Annotated in this window: 13 protein-coding genes; 5 read left to right on the forward strand and 8 right to left on the reverse strand. The window is 72.5% G+C overall.

Annotation, left to right across the window (positions count from 1 at the left end; genetic code table 11):
- Positions 1-26 precede the first annotated feature (26 nt).
- The 3 genes from ABT354_RS01535 to ABT354_RS01545 all read right to left on the reverse strand — a co-directional run bounded on the left by ABT354_RS01535 (position 27) and on the right by ABT354_RS01545 (position 2,399).
- Positions 27-866 carry an endonuclease/exonuclease/phosphatase family protein gene (locus ABT354_RS01535; protein ID WP_351487407.1) on the reverse strand — a complete coding sequence of 280 codons (840 nt, stop codon included), beginning with the start codon at positions 864-866 and terminating at the stop codon, positions 27-29.
- 175 nt (positions 867-1,041) lie between these two features.
- Positions 1,042-1,677: an NADPH-dependent F420 reductase gene (locus ABT354_RS01540; RefSeq protein WP_351487409.1), complete on the reverse strand. Its 636-nt coding sequence runs from the start codon at positions 1,675-1,677 to the stop codon at positions 1,042-1,044.
- 101 nt (positions 1,678-1,778) lie between these two features.
- Complete coding sequence (locus tag ABT354_RS01545; protein WP_351487412.1) at positions 1,779-2,399, reverse strand: TetR/AcrR family transcriptional regulator; 621 nt, start codon at positions 2,397-2,399, stop codon at positions 1,779-1,781.
- Between the two features lie 165 nt (positions 2,400-2,564).
- Here ABT354_RS01545 and ABT354_RS01550 point away from each other — a divergent pair, with 165 nt between their 5' ends.
- The 3 genes from ABT354_RS01550 to ABT354_RS01560 all read left to right on the forward strand — a co-directional run bounded on the left by ABT354_RS01550 (position 2,565) and on the right by ABT354_RS01560 (position 5,501).
- Positions 2,565-4,025 carry an amidase gene (locus ABT354_RS01550; RefSeq protein WP_351487415.1) on the forward strand — a complete coding sequence of 487 codons (1,461 nt, stop codon included), beginning with the start codon at positions 2,565-2,567 and terminating at the stop codon, positions 4,023-4,025.
- A gap of 60 nt (positions 4,026-4,085) precedes the next feature.
- Positions 4,086-4,541 (forward strand): ASCH domain-containing protein, encoded by a 456-nt coding sequence (locus ABT354_RS01555; protein WP_351487417.1) that lies wholly within the window; start codon positions 4,086-4,088, stop codon positions 4,539-4,541.
- 318 nt (positions 4,542-4,859) lie between these two features.
- Positions 4,860-5,501 carry a GNAT family N-acetyltransferase gene (locus ABT354_RS01560; RefSeq protein WP_351487420.1) on the forward strand — a complete coding sequence of 214 codons (642 nt, stop codon included), beginning with the start codon at positions 4,860-4,862 and terminating at the stop codon, positions 5,499-5,501.
- Here the strand turns inward: ABT354_RS01560 and ABT354_RS01565 are convergent.
- From ABT354_RS01565 to ABT354_RS01575, 3 genes are read right to left on the reverse strand one after another with little or no spacing between them, the layout of a single operon-like run.
- A complete protein-coding gene (locus ABT354_RS01565) occupies positions 5,498-6,442 on the reverse strand; it encodes a hypothetical protein (RefSeq protein ID WP_351487423.1) in 945 nt (314 codons plus the stop codon). The genes ABT354_RS01560 and ABT354_RS01565 overlap by 4 nt on opposite strands.
- A 2-nt stretch (positions 6,443-6,444) precedes the next feature.
- A complete protein-coding gene (locus ABT354_RS01570; RefSeq protein ID WP_351488031.1) occupies positions 6,445-8,214 on the reverse strand; it encodes a sulfite reductase subunit alpha in 1,770 nt (589 codons plus the stop codon).
- Between the two features lie 5 nt (positions 8,215-8,219).
- Positions 8,220-13,787, reverse strand: coding sequence for a glutamate synthase-related protein (locus tag ABT354_RS01575; RefSeq protein ID WP_351487426.1), 5,568 nt, complete (start codon positions 13,785-13,787; stop codon positions 8,220-8,222).
- Between the two features lie 310 nt (positions 13,788-14,097).
- Here ABT354_RS01575 and ABT354_RS01580 point away from each other — a divergent pair, with 310 nt between their 5' ends.
- Positions 14,098-14,703 (forward strand): maleylpyruvate isomerase family mycothiol-dependent enzyme, encoded by a 606-nt coding sequence (locus tag ABT354_RS01580; protein ID WP_351488034.1) that lies wholly within the window; start codon positions 14,098-14,100, stop codon positions 14,701-14,703.
- A gap of 76 nt (positions 14,704-14,779) precedes the next feature.
- Here ABT354_RS01580 and ABT354_RS01585 read toward each other — a convergent pair whose 3' ends face one another.
- On the reverse strand, positions 14,780-15,874 hold the full coding sequence (locus ABT354_RS01585) for an AraC family transcriptional regulator (protein WP_351487429.1): 1,095 nt from the start codon (positions 15,872-15,874) through the stop codon (positions 14,780-14,782).
- Positions 15,875-15,948: 74 nt separating this feature from the next.
- On the opposite strand from ABT354_RS01585, the gene ABT354_RS01590 reads away from it, so the two are divergent.
- The gene (locus ABT354_RS01590) at positions 15,949-16,776 is read left to right on the forward strand and encodes an NAD(P)H-binding protein (protein WP_351487432.1); all 828 of its coding nucleotides are present in this window, start codon (positions 15,949-15,951) and stop codon (positions 16,774-16,776) included.
- 65 nt (positions 16,777-16,841) lie between these two features.
- On the opposite strand, the gene ABT354_RS01595 is transcribed toward ABT354_RS01590, so the two are convergent.
- Positions 16,842-18,227: a cytochrome P450 gene (locus ABT354_RS01595; protein WP_351487435.1), complete on the reverse strand. Its 1,386-nt coding sequence runs from the start codon at positions 18,225-18,227 to the stop codon at positions 16,842-16,844.
- Positions 18,228-18,437 lie beyond the last annotated feature (210 nt).

An 18,437-nucleotide genomic window follows, 5' to 3' on the forward strand; every position in this document is an offset into this window, starting at 1 on the left:
GCCCGGCAGGATCCGAACGAGAGGCGTCAGGTGGCGCCGGAGGACGCCGTGCGGGCGGTGCGCAGGTCGGCCTGGACCAGATGGTGGTCCGAGTGCGGGCTGGGACGTACATCGTGCTTGAGCGGGGCGATACCGCGCACGAAGATGTAGTCGAACTTGCTGTTCCAGTCGGTGGTCGAGCCGCAGGAGCCGGTGTACGAGGGGCGGCACTGCGGGTCCGTGTCCTCGGCCAGTTTCCAGATCCCGGTGAGTTCGGACGCCTCCGACACGGCGTTGAAGTCGCCGAGGACGATCGCGCGGTCGTGGCGGGCGACGGCCGCGGCGAGGACACCGACCTGGTCGGCCCGGAAGGTCTCCTGGTCCCGCTGGGCGAGGTGGGTGTTGAAGACCCGGACGGCCCGGCCGTCCACTTCGGTGGTGACCGCCATGTATCCGCGGTCCTCGGATCCGCCGTCGGGATACTCCCGGTGCACGCGGTCCGTCATCGGTGCCGCCGAGAGAATCGCCTGGCCGAAGGAGCCCGGATTCCACGGCAGCCCACCGCAGCGGCCCCGGTGCTGGAGCACCGTGCCGTACTCGACGTGGTAGACCAGCCCGTAGAGGTTCTCCAGATAGTCCCGGATCATCTCGACATCGCGTACGCAGGCTTCCTGCAGGCCGATGACCTGGGGTGCGGACGCGGCGATCTCCGCCGCGCGGTGGACGTTGCCCTCGTCGCAGGGGTTGCAGATGTTCCAGGTCATGACCCGGTTCGGTATGACATCCCGGACGGCTTCGGCGGGCAGTGGCCTGGCGAAGACGGCGTTGCTCGGCACACTGGGCCCGACCACCACCAAGCAGGCCACGGTCACGGCCCCCGCGAGCAACCGCGTGCCCCTTGCGAGCACTATCGCCTCCCCAAGACAAGTGGATGCCCAGGCCAGGGCAGGGGCATCCGACGGCTTCCCGCCCAAGGTTATGGGACATAGCTGTGAGCGATGCGGGCGGTGTGCCGATCTTGTCGCGCCCGGGCGGGGCCGGTGCCGCCGGGGAGGCTTCCGCTCAGAGGAGGCCTCTGGCCTCGTCCGCCGTGGGAACGGTCCCGAGGGTGCCCTCGTGCAGATCGCCGAAGACCTCGATCCGCAGCGACTGGTCGATCCCGCCGACGCTCAGCGGGTCGAAGCCCGCGGCGCTGATGAGCCGGGCCACCGTCTCGCCCGCCCCGGTGTCGTCGGTCGCGTAGAAGCCGACCGCGCGCCGGGGGGTGCGGTTGGCCGCGGTGATCAGGGACTCGGCCATCAGGGTGCCGAAGGCCTTGACGGGCCGGGCGCCCGGGGGCAGCAGTCCGGCGATGATCTGTCCGGACGATTCGCCCGCCGGGATGATCTTGGTGAATCCGCCCTTGCCGTCCGGGGCGATGGGGTTGGAGGGGTCGACCACGATCGTGCCGCTGAGGCGGTCGCCGTACTGGGCGATGAGTTCCTTGATGGTCTCGAACCACACCGCGAGGATGAGGACGTCCGCGCGGTCGACCGCTTCGTCCACACTCACCGCGGTGGCCCGCTCGCCGAGCCGCCCGGCCAGCTCCTTGGTCCCCGGGAGGTCGCGGCCCGCGAGCAGAACGGACTCACCGCCCTCCACCAGGCCGGTGGCCAGGCGCGATCCGATGTTGCCGAGGCCAACGATGGCTGTCGTCACGGTGTCTCCTGACGCGGATGGGAGGGCTGCCGCCCGTCAGCCAGTAGACCGGCACCCCGGGCGGCGGGCATGCGGGCGGTGGCCGTCCGGGTGAGGCGGGCTCAGCCGGTGTCCGAGGGCGGGGCCGGTCGCTCCCAGAGCCCGGCCAGGTGGGCATGGAGGACCTCGTGTGCCTGCCGCGGGGTGAGATGGCCGATGAGCACATGCGCGGTGAGGCCGTCCGCGAGGGCGAGGAGGGCGCGGGCCGCACGTCGCGGATCGGGGGCCGTGGCGCGGTCGGCGTCCTCGCCGGCCTCCGAGACAAGGCGGGTGAAGGTCTCCTCGAGGGCCGCGTAGTTCGCCGTCAGTGTCCTGGCGAGTGCCTCGCTGACGGCCGCCTGCGCGACAAAGGCGAGCCAGACCCTGGCCTCGGCGCGGTGCTCCTCCCGGAGCAGTGAGATCTCGGTGGCCGCGTGGCCCAGGGCGGTCCCGGCCGACTGCGCCGGGCTGCTGACGAGACGGGCCCGGACGCGCTCACCGATCCGCTCGCCGATATGCCCCAGGGCGAATACGAGCATCTCCTCCTTGGTGCGGAAGCACCGCTGGACGGCGCCCATCGACACCTGCGCGCGGGCGGCGACGTCGCGGAGGGTCACACCCTCCAGTCCGCTCTCGTCGGCGAGCCGGCAGACGGCCTCGGCGATGAGGCGCCGCCGGCCCGCGTGATCCACCTGCCGGGGCATCTGTCGATCGCCTCCCGATTCCGCCGTGTCCACCCTCGTGGCGCGGTTCATTCCTCGCGGCGCAGTTTATTCTTCGCGGCGCAGTTTATTCGATGCGCCCGTATCGGTTCCAGCGGTACGGTTCCGATGCAAGCGCATCGGAACATGGGTGAGGAAGGTGGGGCCATGCGGGATGTCCTGTGGAAGATGCCGGCCGCCGCGCTGGCGGCGGCGGTGCGCGGTGCCGAGGTCTCGGCCGTCGAGGTGGTCGAGAGCCATCTGGACCGGATCGCCGAGGTCGATCCCCGGGTGAACGCGGTCACCCAGCTCCTCGCGGAGCGCGCACGGGAGGCCGCGGTACGGCTGGACCGCCGCCGGGCCGCCGGTGAGACGCTGGGACCGCTCGCGGGTGTGCCCTTCACGGTGAAGGAGAGCACCCCCGTCGAAGGCGTCCCGACCACCTTCGGCGTGGAGCGCTTCCGCGACCTGGTGGCACCGGCCGACGCACCCCCGGTGGCCCGGCTGCGCGCGGCCGGTGGCATCCCCATCGGGCACAGCAACATCCCCACCCTGATCCTGGCGGGGATGCACACACGCAGCGAACTGTTCGGCGACACGGTCAACCCGTGGGACAGCGGCCGGACCCCGGGCGGCTCCAGCGGGGGCGACGCGGTGGCCGTCGCCACGGGCATGGCGGCGCTCGGGCTGGGCAACGACTCCGGCGGGTCGGTGCGTATCCCGGCCCAGTTCTGCGGTGTGGCCGGGCTGAAGCCGTCCACCGGCCGGTTCCCCGCCGACCACCGGGTCCTCGGCCCGGACGACCCCGGCCCCGCCTCCCAGCTCCTGGTCACCGACGGCCCGCTGGCCCGGAGCGTGGGCGATCTGCGGCTGGCCTGCGAAGTGCTGGCCGGGACCGATCCGCAGGACCCGCGCGCCGTACCGGTGCCCCTGTACGGCGAACCGCTCGCCGGGCCGGTGCGGGTCGCGGTCGTGGCCGACCCCGGCGGGCACGGCGTCCACCCCACGATCCGCGGAGCCGTCGCCACCGCCGCCGACGCCCTCCGCGACGCCGGATACGACGTGCGCGAGGTGGCGGACGTACCGAGGATGGACGAGGCCCTGGAGGCGTACGGCCGGATCATCGCGACCGAGTTCGCCCCGAACTGGCCGGTGGTGCGCGGGCTGCTGGGCGAGGGCGGGGACCGCTATCTCGCGATGGCGATGGAACGGACCCCGCCCGTGAGCGCGCAGGAGCTGATGAGGCTGATGGGTGTGTGGATGAACATCCGCCGCTCCTGGGCCGCGTTCCTCGACGCCTACCCGCTGTTGCTCGGCCCGGTCTTCACCGAGCCGCCGGTCGAGCCGGGGCTGGAGTCGCGTGACCGGGCGGGTCGGGACCGTGTCGGGTCGGGGATGCGCCTGTGCACCGTGACCAGCTTCGTGGGCGTACCCGGTGTGGCGGTACCGACCGGGACGGCCGACGGGCTCCCCACCGGAGTGCAGATCGTCGGGCGCGCGTTCCGGGAGGACCTGTGCCTGGACGCGGCCCAGGCGATCGAGGACCGGCTCGGGGTCCTCACACCGGTCGACCCGCGCGGAGGAGAGCGTCTGCCGGGACCCGAAGGGCTTCCTGCGGTTCGCCGATGACCTCATCCGGGCCGGGGCACCGCCGCCGGCGCGGAACCCGGTGTCCTCTACGATCGTCGGATGATCAGTGACCCCGGTGTGCCGATGGATCCGCTGTCCCTGCCCCGGTCGGAGTTCGCCTTTCCCGGTCCCCTGCGCGACCGGCTGGTCGCCGCGATTCTCGACGGCTCCAAGACGGCGACGACCTCGCTGCTCATCGAGTACGAGCGGGAGCGGGAGCCGCTGCCCGAGGCCGGTGACCGCTCGGTGGTGATCGACTCCGAGGACTGCCCGGTCGCCGTCATCGAGGTGACGGCGGTACGGGTGGTGCCCCTCGGCGAGGTCGGCCTCGACCATGCCGTGGCGGAGGGGGAGGGGTTCGCCACGGTCGCCGGGTGGCGGACGGCGCATGAGACGTTCTGGCACGGTGAGGGAATCCGCGAGGCCCTGGGCGACCCCGGCTTCACGGTGGACGACACGACGGCCGTGGTGCTGGAGCACTTCCAGGTCGTCGGCGACCTCCGGCCGGGCCGCTGAACGCGCCGCCCCTCTCCCGCTCTTGGCCGGCGGCGGCCGATGGACGGGTGAGAAGCACGCTTCTTATGCGATAGAGTGACTGTGTGCTCGCGACCGGGAAACACCGGTCGAGGGACGCGCGTTGGTGGTCCAAGGAAAGACACCCCACTTCCCGTGGGGGGATGCAGGTGCAAGGCCTGCCCAGCGCTCCGATCACACCGGCCCCGGCCTCCTTCATGGAGGTCGGGGCCTTGTGCTGTGCCGCTCCACCGATGACTGTCACCCCCCTTGTGTAACATCCACACTCATATGTCGGTCGTTACTCGGAGGGGTGTTCGCATGGGGGAGCCGGAGCGTTCATGGGTCGAGGGGTGGGCCGTCTCACGGCGGACACCGAAGCCGGTGGACGCGCCGTGGGGGCTGACCGTCCATGTCGGGCTGCCGACCCAGACGGTCCGTCATGTCCTGCTCGACGCCGACGCCGACGCCGACGCCGACGCCGACGCCGTGCGCGGGCTCGTCGGCTCGATCACCGAACCGGCCGTCTGGATCAAGGGCTTTCTGGCACCGGATGTCATGGAGCCCTGGTTCCCACCCGCGTGGGAGCCGACCGAGGCCGGTTTTCTGATGGCCACTGACCTGCGTCCGTCCGCCGTACGCCCGCCTGACGGCTACACAGCCACCGTTGGGACCGACGGAGATGTCATCCATGCGAGTGTTCTCGCCGCCGACGGGAGGCTCGCCGCGAGCGGTCGGATCGGTCTGGCCGATGGTGCCGGTGTCTTCGACCAGATCGTCACCGAGGAGGCCCACCGGCGCTGCGGCCTCGGGACGGTGGTGATGGGCGCCCTCACCGAGGCGGCCGTGGAGCGCGGCGCGGCCACCGGCGTCCTGGGCGCGACCCTCCCCGGCCGAGCGCTCTACGAAACGCTCGGCTGGAAGGTCCTCGCACCGCTGACCGGCTTCATCCACCGGCCCTAGGCGTCGGGCAGGGACGCCGCGAGATGTTCCCACGCCGTGTGCACCGGCTCGCCGACGATCCCGAACTGGGTGATGACCGCCACGCAGCGCCCGTCCTCGTCGTCCAGCTCGATCGCCGAGGTCGGGCCGTGCGCGGCCAGGGAGCGGACCAGGTGGCACGCGCGGACACCCGGCAGGTCGAGCTGGAAGGAGCTGTCCGCCATCGCCGCGAAGACCTGCCCGCCGACGGTCCGGTCGGTGACATGGAGCCGGCCGCCGCACGCCTGCATGGCCGCCGGGGCGAAGACCGCGACACCGATCGGCAGCCCGGTGGAACAGACATGGTCCAGCACCTCGGGCACCACGGTGACATCGATCGCCCGGTGCTCGCCCCGGTACCGGTTGAACTCCCCCCGCCGGGCGATCCCGCCGTCCACCAGGATCGCGTCGAGCTGGGCGAGCTGGTCGCCGCTCTCCCACGCGGGCACCTCGGGGACCGGGGACGCCCCGGCGGCCGGCGTCCCCGTGTCGACCAGGGTCCCGGCGTCGGCCGTACGGGCCAGTCCGACCAGCAGGCGGTCGCCGTCGGAGAGCAGCCGCCCCTGGTGCATGGTCCGGCCGTCCGCGTCGAGCAGGCGCAGGGCGACCGTGCCGATGCCGCCCTCGTCCCGTACGACCACGGCCGAGGCGACGGCGCCGCCGTCGACGCGCAGCGCGATCGAGCCCGGCTGGACGGCGAACGCCTCACCGCGCAGGCTCGGCAGGGCGTAACCGCCGGTCTGCTCGATCCGTGCGACCGGCCCGCCGGTGACCGCCTGGACATACTGGAAGAGCGTCAGACAGCGCGCCAGCTCCGGCATCCGCGCGTCGATCAGCCGCGCGGTGCCGTTCCGCCGGTCGCAGTGCTTCTCGAACGCGCGCAGGCCGTCGGCGTCCCGCCGCTCGGGATGGTGGTCCGTCATGCTCAGTACACATCCCGTACATAGCGTTTCGCCCGGCGCAGATCCGCCAGATACTGTGCGGCATCCTCGTCACCGCGCCCGCGCTGCTCGGCGATGACACCCAGCAGCGCCGCCTCGACATCCTTGGCCATCCGGGAGGCGTCGCCGCAGACATAGAAGTGCGCGCCGTCCTCCAGCCAGCCGTACAGCTCGCGCGCGTGTTCCCGCATCCGGGTCTGGACGTAGATCTTCTCCGCCTGGTCACGGGAGAAGGCGAGGTCGAGCCGGGTGAGGACGCCCTCCTTGCCCAGCTGGGTCAGTTCGTCCTCGTACACGAAGTCCGTCGTGCGGTGCTGGTCGCCGAAGAACAGCCAGTTGCGGCCGGTGGCGCCCCGGGCGGCGCGCTCGTGGAGGAAGCCCCGGAAGGGCGCGATGCCGGTACCGGGGCCGATCATGATCATCGGGGCGTCGTCGTCCGCCGGGACGCCGAAGGAGGTGTTCGGGTGGAGGTAGATCCCGGCCGAGGAATCCGCCGTGTCCCCGGCGCCGCCGCCGACCCGGTCCGCGAGGTAGGTCGAGGCGACACCCCCGTACCGGCGGTCCGCAGTCCCGTACCGGATGGAGGCGATGGTGAGATGGATACGGTCCGGGTGCGCGAGCGGGCTCGACGAGATCGAGTACTGCCGCGCCTGGAGCGGCCGGAGGAACGGCAGCAGCTCGTCGAGGCCGGGTGCGGCGGACCCGGCGTCCCGCAGCAGGTCGAGCACGTCCCGGCCCCAGAGCCAGGAGTCGAGATCGGACCGGTCGCCATGGGTGACGACCGAGGCCAGCTCGCTCGACGGAGCCCGCTCCACCAGGTCGGCGATCAGCTCCTTCGACGGGGTGCGGATCTCACGCCCGGTGCGCAGCACCTCGGCGAGCGGCCGGCCGTCGATCTCCTCGTCGCCGCCGGCCCCGAGGTGTTCGAGGAGCGTGCCGACGAGCGCGTCGTCATTGACCGGTACGACGGCGAGCGCGTCACCGGCCGCGTAGGTGATGCCGCTGTCGCCGAGGTCGAACTCGTAGTGGCGGATCTCCTTCGCGCTCTCCGGCGAGGAGAGCAGCCGGTTCACCGCGAGCCGGGACCGGTAGGGGTTGCGCTTGTTCCACGGGGAGCGGGTCTGGGGGGCCGCGCCCGTCGGCTGTGCCGCCGCCGGGGTGCTCGCGGCCGTCGCGCCGGTCTCGGCGACCAGCCGGTCCAGGACCTCGGCCGTCCACGCCGCCGCGGGCTCCTCGTAGTCGACATCGCAGTCGACACGGTCGTGCAGCCGGACCGCCCCGAGCTGCTCCAGACGAGTGTCGAGGACCTTCGCCGCCTGGCAGAAGTCGTCGTACCCGCGGTCGCCGAGCCCGAGGACCGAGTAGCGCAGACCCTCCAGCCGGGGTGCCCCCTCGGCCTGGAGCGCCTCCCAGAACAGCCCGGCGTTGTCGGGCATCTCGCCCTCGCCATAGGTGGAGACGACGATGAGCAGATGGGACATGGTGGCGAGCCGCTCGGGCGGGACGTCGTCGAGCGCGGTGGCCTTTCCGCCGAGTCCCCGGGCGCGGGCCCCGGTGACCAGTTCCCCGGCGAGGAACTCGGCGGTCCCGGTCTGGGTGCCGAAGAGGACGTCGACGGTGGCCGTGGGCGCTTCGCCGGTGGTGGCGTCCCGGCGTCCGGCCGCCGCGATACCGGCGAAGAACCCGGCGAGCCAGGACTCCTGTTCGGCGGAGAACGGAGCGTCGGCCAGGATGAGGGATCCCGTCGGGGGCATGAGGGTCACGCGGTCACCGCCTCGGTGGGAGCCTGCGGGGTGTGCCGGGCCGCCGTCTCGGCGATATCGGTGAGGGCGGCGGTCGCCAGCAGCTCATCGAAGCGGGCGGCCCGGACCCGGCCGGCGTTCTTGGTGTTCTGGTGGAGGATCCAGCCGTAGGTGCCGGGAGCGTCCACACTCAGATTGTTCCGCTGCCGCAGCGCGCTCTTGTAGTCGTCGAGGCGCTTGATCGCGATGAGGGTGGCCAGCTCGTCGTCACCGAACCGGTCCAGTGCGCCGCGCAGATACCTCACGACGCGCTGCTTGACGAAGAAGTCCTCGGTGAGGACGAGATTCCGGACCGCGTCGGCGACCCTCGGGTCGTCGAGCCCGGTCGCTCCGGGCACCCGCTGGAGCGCCAGCTCCTGGGCCACACCGAGCACCGTGTACGAGGACAGCAGCGAGAACATGCCGTCACCGCCCTGGTCGCCCAGGGCCGGGGCCCGGCCGCCGAGCACGGTACGGCGGTCGCGGTAGTCGAGCTTGAAGGCCCGGAGCTTCTCCGTCGCGATCGAGGTCGCCAGCTCGTCCAGCAGCTCCGACCGGGTCGCGGCGGCGAGGATCTCGGAGGCGTCCTGGTAGAGCAGGAGCGACCGGGGCATTCCGCAGTACACATGCCGCCGCTCGGTGTCCCACTCCGCCAGCAGCCGGGCGGCGAGCCGGGAGCCGGTGGCCTCGTGGTGCCACTCCAGGAGCAGCCGGACGGCCTCCTCGTGGAAGGAGCCGTGCGCGGTGTCGGTCACCGGGAACACCAGGAGCGAGTCGGCGCTCACCCGCCCCGCCAGCTCGCCCGAGGGGTCGTACTGGTAGAGGAAGCCGCCGCTCATGCCATTGCCGAGGCCCTTGCCGAAGCCGCCGAGGTTGAGCACGGTGCCGCCGGTCATGTACTCGCAGCCGAAGTCGCCGACGCCCTCCACGACCGCGGTCGCGCCGGAGTTCCGCACGGCGAACCGGTCGCCGGCCTCGCCCTGGACGAAGGTCCGGCCGCCGGTCGCGCCGAAGAGCGCGAAGTTCCCGATCAGCACATTGCCGCCGCGTTCGGCGCTGCCGCCGCCCGGGGCGCGGACGATGATCCGGCCGCCGCTCTGGCTCTTGCCGACGCCGTCGTTGGCGGTGCCGGTGTGTTCGAGGGTGATGCCGTCGTTGCAGAACACTCCGTACGACTGACCGGCGGAGCCATGGGTACGGACCTGGACGGCCCCGTCGACCAGCCGGCGCCGGCCCCGGTCGTCGATGGCCACCGCGGGCACGCCGGCGAGGTCGTCGGCGGAGAGCCCATGGTTGAGGAGCCGCTCCACATCGATGCCGAGCTGTCCGCCGACCGACTTGTCGCTGTTGCCGAGGCGGATGCCCTCGATGAGCACGGACGGCTCGCGCCGCTGGAGGAGCGCGGCACGGATGTGCTCGATGAGGGCGTCGTCGGTGGTGAAGTCCTTCTCCAGGTACTCCGGGTCCCGGACGACCTTCTCGGCCACGGGCGCGAGCAGCCGGCGGACGTCGAGCCGCCCGATGCTCGCCGGATGGTCGAGCAGCTGCAACAGGTCGGTACGGCCCCGGGCGTCGCGCAGGGAGCGCAGACCGAGACGGGCGAGGATCTGCCGGACATCGTGCGCGATGTTGAGGAGATACTGCGCCAGCGCGCGCGGGTCGCCCTCGAAGACCTCGGGGTTGGTGGTGAGCCCGGCGGGGCACTTCACATTGCAGTTCTTCGCCATGACACAGCCGAGCATCATCAGCGCGGTCGTACCGAACTCGAAGCTGTCCGCCCCGAGCAGCGCCGAGGTGACGACATCGCCGCCGGTCTGGTGGGCGCCGGAGCAGCGCAGGGTGACCTTCTGCCGGAGCCCGTTGGCGAGGAGCGCCTGGTGGACCTCGGCGACACCGATCTCGGCCGACCGTCCCGCGTACTTGAGGCTGGTGACGGCCGCGGCGCCGGTGCCGCCGGTGTTCCCGGCGACATTGATGACATCCGCGCCGGCCTTGGCGACGCCGACCGCGATGGTGCCGATGCCCTCCGAGGAGACCAGCTTCACCACGACCCGGACCCGCGCGGCCTTGCAGTCGTGGATGAGCTGCGCGAGATCCTCGATCGAGTAGGTGTCGTGGTGCGGCGGCGGCGAGATCAGCTCGATGCCCGGGGTACCGCCGCGCGCCGCCGCGATGTCGACGGTGACCTTGGGCGCGGGCAGCTGACCGCCCTCGCCCGGCTTGGCGCCCTGGCCGATCTTGATCTCCAGCTCCTCCAGCATCGGATCGGCGAGATAGCCCGCCCAGATCCCGAACCGGCCGGACGCGAACTGCTTGATCCGGGAGCCGCGGATGGTGCCGTACCGGGAGTGGTGCTCGCCGCCCTCGCCGCTGTTGGACATCGAGCCGACCATATTGGTGCCGTGCGCGACGGCCTCGTGCGCGGTCGCCACGAGCGCGCCATGGCTCATCGCGCCGGAGGCGAGGGAACGGGTGATCTCGTGGGCGGGCTGCACCCGGTCGAGCGGCAGGCTCTCCGGCGCGCCCGTGAGCAGGGTGAGCAGCCGGGCCGCGGTGCCGACGGCGACGACGACGGCGCTGTCGGCGTCCACCTCCAGCGTCTCGACCTCGCCCGGATGCGCGAGCGTGAGCCCATCGGCGAGGGCGGCGTGCCGTTCGGTACCGGCGGGCGCGATATACGCCCCGTCGGGTCCGGGGGAGGTGAGGCAGAGCCGGGCGGTCACCACTCCGGCGGCCGGGTCGGAGACGGAGACGACCACACCGCGGACGGTGACGCTGGCGTTGCCGTCGGTGGAGAACCGGCCCAGCTCGCGGGCGAAGTCCTCCGGGGTACGCAGCCCCGTGACATCGGCGGGCAGCGCGAGCACATCGCGGAGGGCGGAGGGGCGGCGCGACCGCTCCTCGCGGGTGGTCCGCAGAAAGGCCCGGTAACCGGGGGTGATCCGGAACGCGTCGATCTCGTCGTCGCTGAGCGCGTCGTACCCGGTGTTCCGGTACGCGGTGTCGGTGATGCCGAACGCGTCGTCCAGCTGGCCGAGGGTGAGCAGGCGGAGCGCGTCCGAGTCGTCGGGCCGGCCGAACTCCTGCGGCTCCTCGGTCATCCCGCCGAAGCCGCGGACGGCGGTGACGCCGAAGGAGTGCCCGGCGCCGTCCGACCGCTCCTTGAAGAGTCCGAGCAGCGGGATCTCCTGCTCGGTCCCGACGGTACGGGCCCGCTCGTGCCACTCCGTCGCGGTCTGCGCGATCCGGGCGAAGCCGACACCGCCGACCGGGGCCTCCATATGCGGGAAGATCCGCGCGAACACATCGTCGCGGGTGTCGAGGTAGTTCGGTTCGAAGAACTCGCCGCCGATATAGCTCTCGGCGGTGCACAGCCCGACCCGGCCCATGGTCTTGGCGAGCGACTTCTCGGCGGCCTTGCGGAACTTCGCCAGCGCCCGGTCGGTCTCGGTGACCTCGCCGGCGGGCGCCGGCGCGCTGGGGTACTTCTCCTCGGCGCGCAGCCGGGCGCTGAGGCTGTAGACCGCCGACGCGCCGAAGCCGAGCGCGGTCGCGACATGGTGGGAGGAGGCCAGCTGGCCGCTCTCGGCCACGATCGAGACACGGAGCCGCAGCCCGGTCTCGATGAGGCGCTGATTCACCGCCGCGACGGCGTGGATCACCGGCAGCGGCGCGTGCGTGGACGAGATCGCGCGGTCGGTGAGGAGCGCGATGCCGCCCCGCTCCTGGGCGAACCGCTCGACGTCGTCGCAGAGCCGGTCGAGCGCGGAGCGGAGGGCGTCGGCGTTGGCCGTCTCGTCGCCGTACACCGGGGCGTAGAGCATGGGGAACCGCTCCAGCGGAACGATCCGCTGGTCGCGCAGGCGGACCATGTCGAGATGGCCGAGGACCGGCGAGGACAGGACCAGCTGGCGGCCGTTGGTGTTCCCGGTGCCATCGGGTTTGGGGCCGAGGGCGACCCGCATGCTCATGCCGTCGGCCTCGCGGATGCTGTCCAGCGGCGGGTTGGTCACCTGGGCGAACCGCTGCGAGAAGTACTTCGCCATGCCGCCCTCGGTGTCGCTGAGCGCGTTGATGGCATTGCCGTACCCCATCGCCGAGATCCGCTCCGACCCGGTGGCGAGCATCGGGTCGAGCATGAAGCGGAAGCTCTCCTGGTTCAGCGAGTACGCCACATACCGGCCGGCAAGCGTCAGATCCCCGTCGTAGCCGAGGGTCGTCGTGCCGCGCTGGTACCCGGGGGCCGGCAGATCGTCCAGGTTCACCCGGGCCGAGGTGAGCAGCTCGGAGTAGGGGCGGCGGGCGGCGAGGGCGTCGAGCACCTCACGGGTGCGCATCCGGCGGCCGGTGCGGTGGTCGACCACCAGCATGCCGCCGGCCTCGATCCGGCCCCGGTGCACGACCTCGTCGTCGGGGAAGGCGACCTGGCCGGCCTCCGACGCCACCATGACGTACTCGGCGGTCTCGACGGTGCGCAGCGGGCGCAGCCCGAGCCGGTCGAGGCGGGCGCCGATGACATCCCCGTCGCTGAAGATCACGGCGGCCGGGCCGTCGTTCTTCTCCTCGTACAGCGAGAAGTACTCCAGCATGTCCCGCACGGCGGTGGGCAGGGTGCTGTCGTTCTCCCAGGCGGGCGGCATCAGGGAGACGACCGCCTCGACGATGTCCAGACCGTCGTCGAAGACCCGGCTCTGGAGGGTCTGGTCGAGCCGGCTGGAGTCCGACTGGCCCGGCGGGCGCACGATGCTCCGGGTCCGGGCGCGTGCCAGGGCCTCGTCGGAGAGCCGGTTCTTGCGGTCGGTGTTCAGCTCGCCGTTGTGCGCCATGAGCCGGAAGGGCTGCGCCATGGTGGGGTGCGGCTCGGTGTTGGTGGAGAACCGGGTGTGGAAGTAGAGCGAGCGGACCGAGTGCCGCGGGTCGCCGAGGTCACGGAAGTAGGCGATGACCTCGCCGGAGTTCAGCCGCCCCTTGAGGACCTGGGTCCGTGCGCTCAGGGAGAGCGGGTACAGCCCGGCGAAGGTGTCACCGGCGTAGGCGCCGGCCTCGACGGCGAGCAGCGCGCGGTTGGCGGCCGTGTCGACCTCGCCGCGCTCCCAGCTCGCGGGGGCGCGGAAGACCCACTGCACGATCGGCAGCTGGTACCGCTCGGCGGCGGGGCGGGCGACGGTGTGGTCCACCGGGACGTCGCGGACCAGCAGCAGCTCGAAGCCCTGTTCGGCGATGGTCCGGCCGACCAGCTCCACCGCGCTGTCGCGGCGGTCGGGGTCGGTCGGGACGAAGCAGTTCGCGACGCCGAAGTGTCCGGCGCGCAGCTCCTCGCCGGTGATCGCGCCGAAGAACTCCACCGACAGGTCGACGCTCACGCCCGCGCCGTCGCCGACGCCCTCGGCGGAGGTGCCGCCGCGGTGCGGGATGGCACAGAGCGCTTCCTCGCCCTTGCGGATGACCTCATGGCTCGGTGTCCCGTCGAGACGGGTGATGAAACCGACGCCGCAGTCACTGTGATCGCGGGCAGGGCTGTACAGCCCAAAGGGGGAGTGATTCACGTGCGTCCTGTCAGCGAGGATCCGGCAGCGGACGGCCAGGCTGCGTCGGTGAAGCGCTCGCCGCGGGCGGACCGGTGCGACGGTCGAGCCCTGAGTGTGGGAGTACGGTAAGGCTTGCCTAATAGTTACCGCAAGTGTCTGTCCGTGGCGATGTACCCCGTGACCTGCCCCGGGGCGTCCCCGGGCGGGCCGGACGGGTCCCTCTCCGGGCGGGTGCGGAGCGATGGTTTCCGGACACGGGAAGGGTCTTCTCCACGGCACCCGGCCGGAGTGAAGGGAGACACCCGTGAGGAACAGTGATGTGTGGGCGATGGTGCACACGGAGCGTGCGGCGCTGATCGACGATCTCGCCCGCCTCGACGAGGGCCGGTGGGAGGAGCCGTCCCTGTGCGCGGGGTGGACCGTCCACGATGTGGTCGCCCATCTGATCGACACGGCCCGGACCACCCGTCTCGGTTTTGTGGCCGGTATGGTCCGGGCGCGGTTCGACTTCGACCGTCAGAACGCGCGCGGTGTGGAGCGTGAGCGCGGTGCCTCGGCCCAGGAGACGCTGGAGCGGCTCCGCCGGGTGGCCCCGCGGACCTCCACCCCGCCGGCGCCGCTCGACAGCCGGCTGGTCGAGGAGGTCGTCCACGGCGAGGACATCCGCCGGCCGCTGGGCCTGGTGCGCTCCTATCCGCAGGAGGCCGTGGTGCGGGCCCTCCGGTCGCAGACCCGTACCTCCGCGTCGTTCGGCGGCGCCAGGGAACTCATGGACCGGGTCCGGCTGACGGCGACGGACGCCGGTCTGTCGCTGGGGAGCGGCCCGGAGGCCGCCGGGACCGCTCTCGCGCTGCTGCTGGCCGTCTCCGGGCGGCGGCTCGCGCCCGGCGAACTCGAAGGGCCGGGGGTTCCCGTACTGACCACGGCCCGGTGACGCCCCGCGCCGCCGCCCCGGGCCGCCGCGCCGTACTGCTCCGGCGGGCGGAGCGGCCAGCCGGGACCCGGCGCGGTCAGCCCGCCCGTACCCCGGAAGCCTCCGTGACCACGGCGGTCGCGGCGGTCGTGGCGTTCACGGTGGTTGCGGTCGTCGCGGTGGTCGCGGCGTTCACAGCGGTGCGATGGGCGGACGGGCTGATGCCCCGGACCCGCTTGAAGGCCGTGCTGAAGGCGAAGCCGTCGAGATAGCCGACCGTCCGGGCCACCGTGGTGACGGTGGCGCCGGGCGCCCGGAGCCGTTCGGCGGCGAGCGTCATGCGCCACTCGGTGAGATAGGTCAGCGGCGGCCGTCCCACCAGGGCGGTGAAGCGGCGGGCGAAGGCGGTACGGGACAACCCCGCCTCGCCCGCCAGCAGGGCCACCGTCCAGGGGTGGGCGGGGTCCTCGTGGAGCCGGCGCAGGACATGCCCGATCTCCGGGTCGGCGAGGGCCCGGTAGCCCGGTGGCGGGGTGGCGTCCGCCCGTGCGAACCACGAGCGCAGCACCCGGACGAGGAGCAGATCGAGAGAGCGGTCCAGGACCACCTGCTGGCCCGGCTCCTCGTGTTCCACCTCGGCGGCGATCAGATCGAGCAGCGCCGCCAGGCCGGGGTCCGGACGGACGACCGCGACCGGTGGCAGCGCCGCGAGCAGCGGCCCGCTCAGATCGCTGCCGACCCGGTAACCCGCCGTCAGCAGCAGGTCCGTACCGGCCGGATCCGTGGTCTCGCCGACGGTACGCCCGGTGATCCGCCAGCTCCGCCCGGCCCCGGCCCCGGCCCTGTCCCCGGCCCCGGCCGTACGGTCGGTGCCGTCGGTGCCGCTGGTGTCACCGGTGCCGTTCGTGAGCACGCACCGGTTGGCGCCGTCGACGTACACCCGTGGCTCGCTGTCCCGCCGGTCGGCGATGGTGAACGGAGACCGGGTACGGACCAGGGCGATGTCCCCCCGCTCCAGCCGCACCGGTTCCGTCTCCTCGGTCATCAGCCAGCCGCTGCCGCGTGCCACGGCGGCGAGGGCGAGCGGCGCGGGGTCGGTGAACCGCAGCCCCCAGGGAGGGGTGCTCACCGCGTTGCAGAAGGCCGCGCCCTGGGCCCGTACACCGGTCAGATAGTCATCGAGGAGATCCACTTCGGGACGATCGCACAGGCAATCGGTCTTTTCAACCATGGAACGTCCAGCTCCGTATGGCTTGACTGGTGCCCATGACAGAGATCCTTGTTCTGGGCGCCACCGGTAAGACCGGCCGCGCCGTCGTTCCCCGCCTCCGGGCCCTCGGCCACACCGTCCGCTCCGCCTCCCGTACCGGCACCACCCGCTTCGACTGGGACGACCGCACCACCTGGGACCCGGCCCTCGCCGGGGTCGACGCCGTCTATCTGGTGCCGACCGAGACCCTGGGGCTCGCGGAGCGCGCCGCGTTCGTCGCACGGGCCGAGGCCGCCGGGGTCCGCCGGATCGTCCAGCTCTCCGTACGCGGCATCGACACCGACGGGGGAGTGCCGGAGACGGAGGCCGCCGTCCGCTCGTCCGGGATGGCGTGGACCGTGCTGCGGCCCTGCTGGTTCTCGCAGGACTTCGAGGCGCCGGACTTCTTTCTCGCGGGGGTGGCCGAGGGCGTTCTGACGACCCCGGCGGGCGACGGCCGTGAGCCGTTCATCGATGTGGCCGACATCGCCGACACGGCGGTCGCCGCGCTCACCGGCGAGGGCCACCACGGCAGGGTGTACGAGCTGTCCGGCCCGCGCGCGCTGACCTTCGCGGAGGCCCTCGCGCTCATCGGCGACGCCATCGGCCGCCCGGTCGTCCACCGCCACCGGGACCCCCGGGCGTACGCGGCCGACCTGGTCGCCGACGGGTACACCGCGCCGGACGCCGAGGCGATAGCCGGTTTCCTCGACGGCATCGCCCGGGGTGCGGACGACTTCCTCAGTACCGGGGTACGGGAGTGCCTGGGCCGGGAGCCCCGCTCCTTCGAGGAGTATGTGAAGGAGGCGGCGGCCACCGGGGTGTGGGGACGCGCCGACGGGTGACCGCGTCGGCGGGTGACGGAGCGGGCGGGGGGTGACGGGGCCGAGGGGGACCGGCGGGCAGGGGGTCAGGGCCGTTCCGCCCGGCCCTCCTCGGATCTCGCCACCCAGGGTTGCCGGACGACCCGGGCGCGCAGCCTCCCCGGGTTCAGTGTGAGCTGGGGCCGCCGGGGGATGGCGACACCGCTGTGCTCGATCCGGATGTCCCACCGGGAGACAAGGCCCGCCAGCAGCAGAACGCCCTCCACCCAGGCGAACTCCTCACCCATGCACTTCCGGGCGCCGCCGCCGAAGGCCGTGACGGGCGGCGGCGCCGGGGTGGTGCGGTCCGTACGGGGGCACCAGCGGTCGGGGTCGAAGCTCTCCGGATCGGGGTGGTGCGCCGGCAACTGGCCCATGAGGTAGGGGCTGTAGGCGAGGGTGGTGCCCTCGGGGATGACATGGTCCCCGAGACGGGTGTCGGCGGTCGCCCGGCGGGTCAGGAACCAGGCCGGGGGACGGAGCCGCAGCGCCTCCGTGAAGGTCTGCCGGGTGTATCCGAGCCGGGGCAGATCCTCCCAGGTCGCGAGCCGGCCCCCGAGGACGGTCCGGGCCTCGTCGGTCAGCCGGGCGCGGATCACCGGATGGAGCGAGCTGAGGTGGATCGCCCAGCAGACGGCCCATGCCGTGGTCTCGGTGCCGCCGTTGTAGAAGGTGATCGCCTGGTCGACCAGTTCCGCGTCGCTGAACGCCTCCTCGCCGTCCGGGTCACAGGCCGACAGCATCATCGGTACGAGACCGTGGCCGCCGTGGATCTCCTTCCCCCGGAAGCCCTCGATCAGCTCGGTCATGATCCGGCGGGAGCGCACCGAGGCCCGCTGGAAGCGCAGGTTGGCGGGGAGGGGGAGCCGGCGGAGCGGCTCCGGCAGGACGGTGCGCCGGAGTGTGCCGTCGGTCAGCGTCCGCAGATCGGCCGAGAGCCAGGCGTGCGTGGAACGGTCGAGATCCGCGCCGAAGAGGGTGGAGACCACGACATCGGCGGTGATGCGGCGGACCTCGTCGCTGAGGTCGATCAGCTCATGGTCCCGCCAGCCGCCCGCGACGGCGCCGACGCGGTCGGTCATGATCCGCGCGTACCCCGGGAGCAGCTCCCGGCGGAAGAGCGGCTGGAGCAGCCGCCGCTGCCGCCGGTGCTCCGACGCGGGACAGGTGGCGACGCCGTTCCCGCCGACGTCCCGGAGCCGGTCGTAGAGGGCGCCGCCCTTGTCGAAGGCCCGGTCGTCGAGGAGGAGGGCCCGGGTCAGCTCCGGGTCGCAGACCATGACCAGGTGCTGTCCGCCGAGCCGTATCCCCACCAGGTCGCCGTGGGCGGGCAGTCCGCGCAGAAACGCCAGCGGCGACCTGGTGAAGCGGGCCAGATGCCCGAGCCCCGGCAGGGCGCCCGGAGCCATCGCCACGGTGGGACCGCTTCCCATGGGACCCTCCCCGAAGGATGCCCGGTCCGGTACCGGCGCGGGCGTGGTGGGTGAGCAGGTGCACGGTGGTGCGTGCGTGCGTGCGTGCGTGCGGCGTGCGCGCGGCGGGGCCGGGCCGGGGGCGGTACGGGGGCAGTACGGGCACAGGTCGACTCGGCGAACATCCGCTCCGGGAACGGATGTTCGCACTTCGACCGGGCCCGCACAACC

Origin of the sequence: Streptomyces sp. NPDC000594, from assembly GCF_040299965.1 — a bacterium.
Classification (GTDB): Bacteria; Actinomycetota; Actinomycetes; order Streptomycetales; family Streptomycetaceae; genus Streptomyces.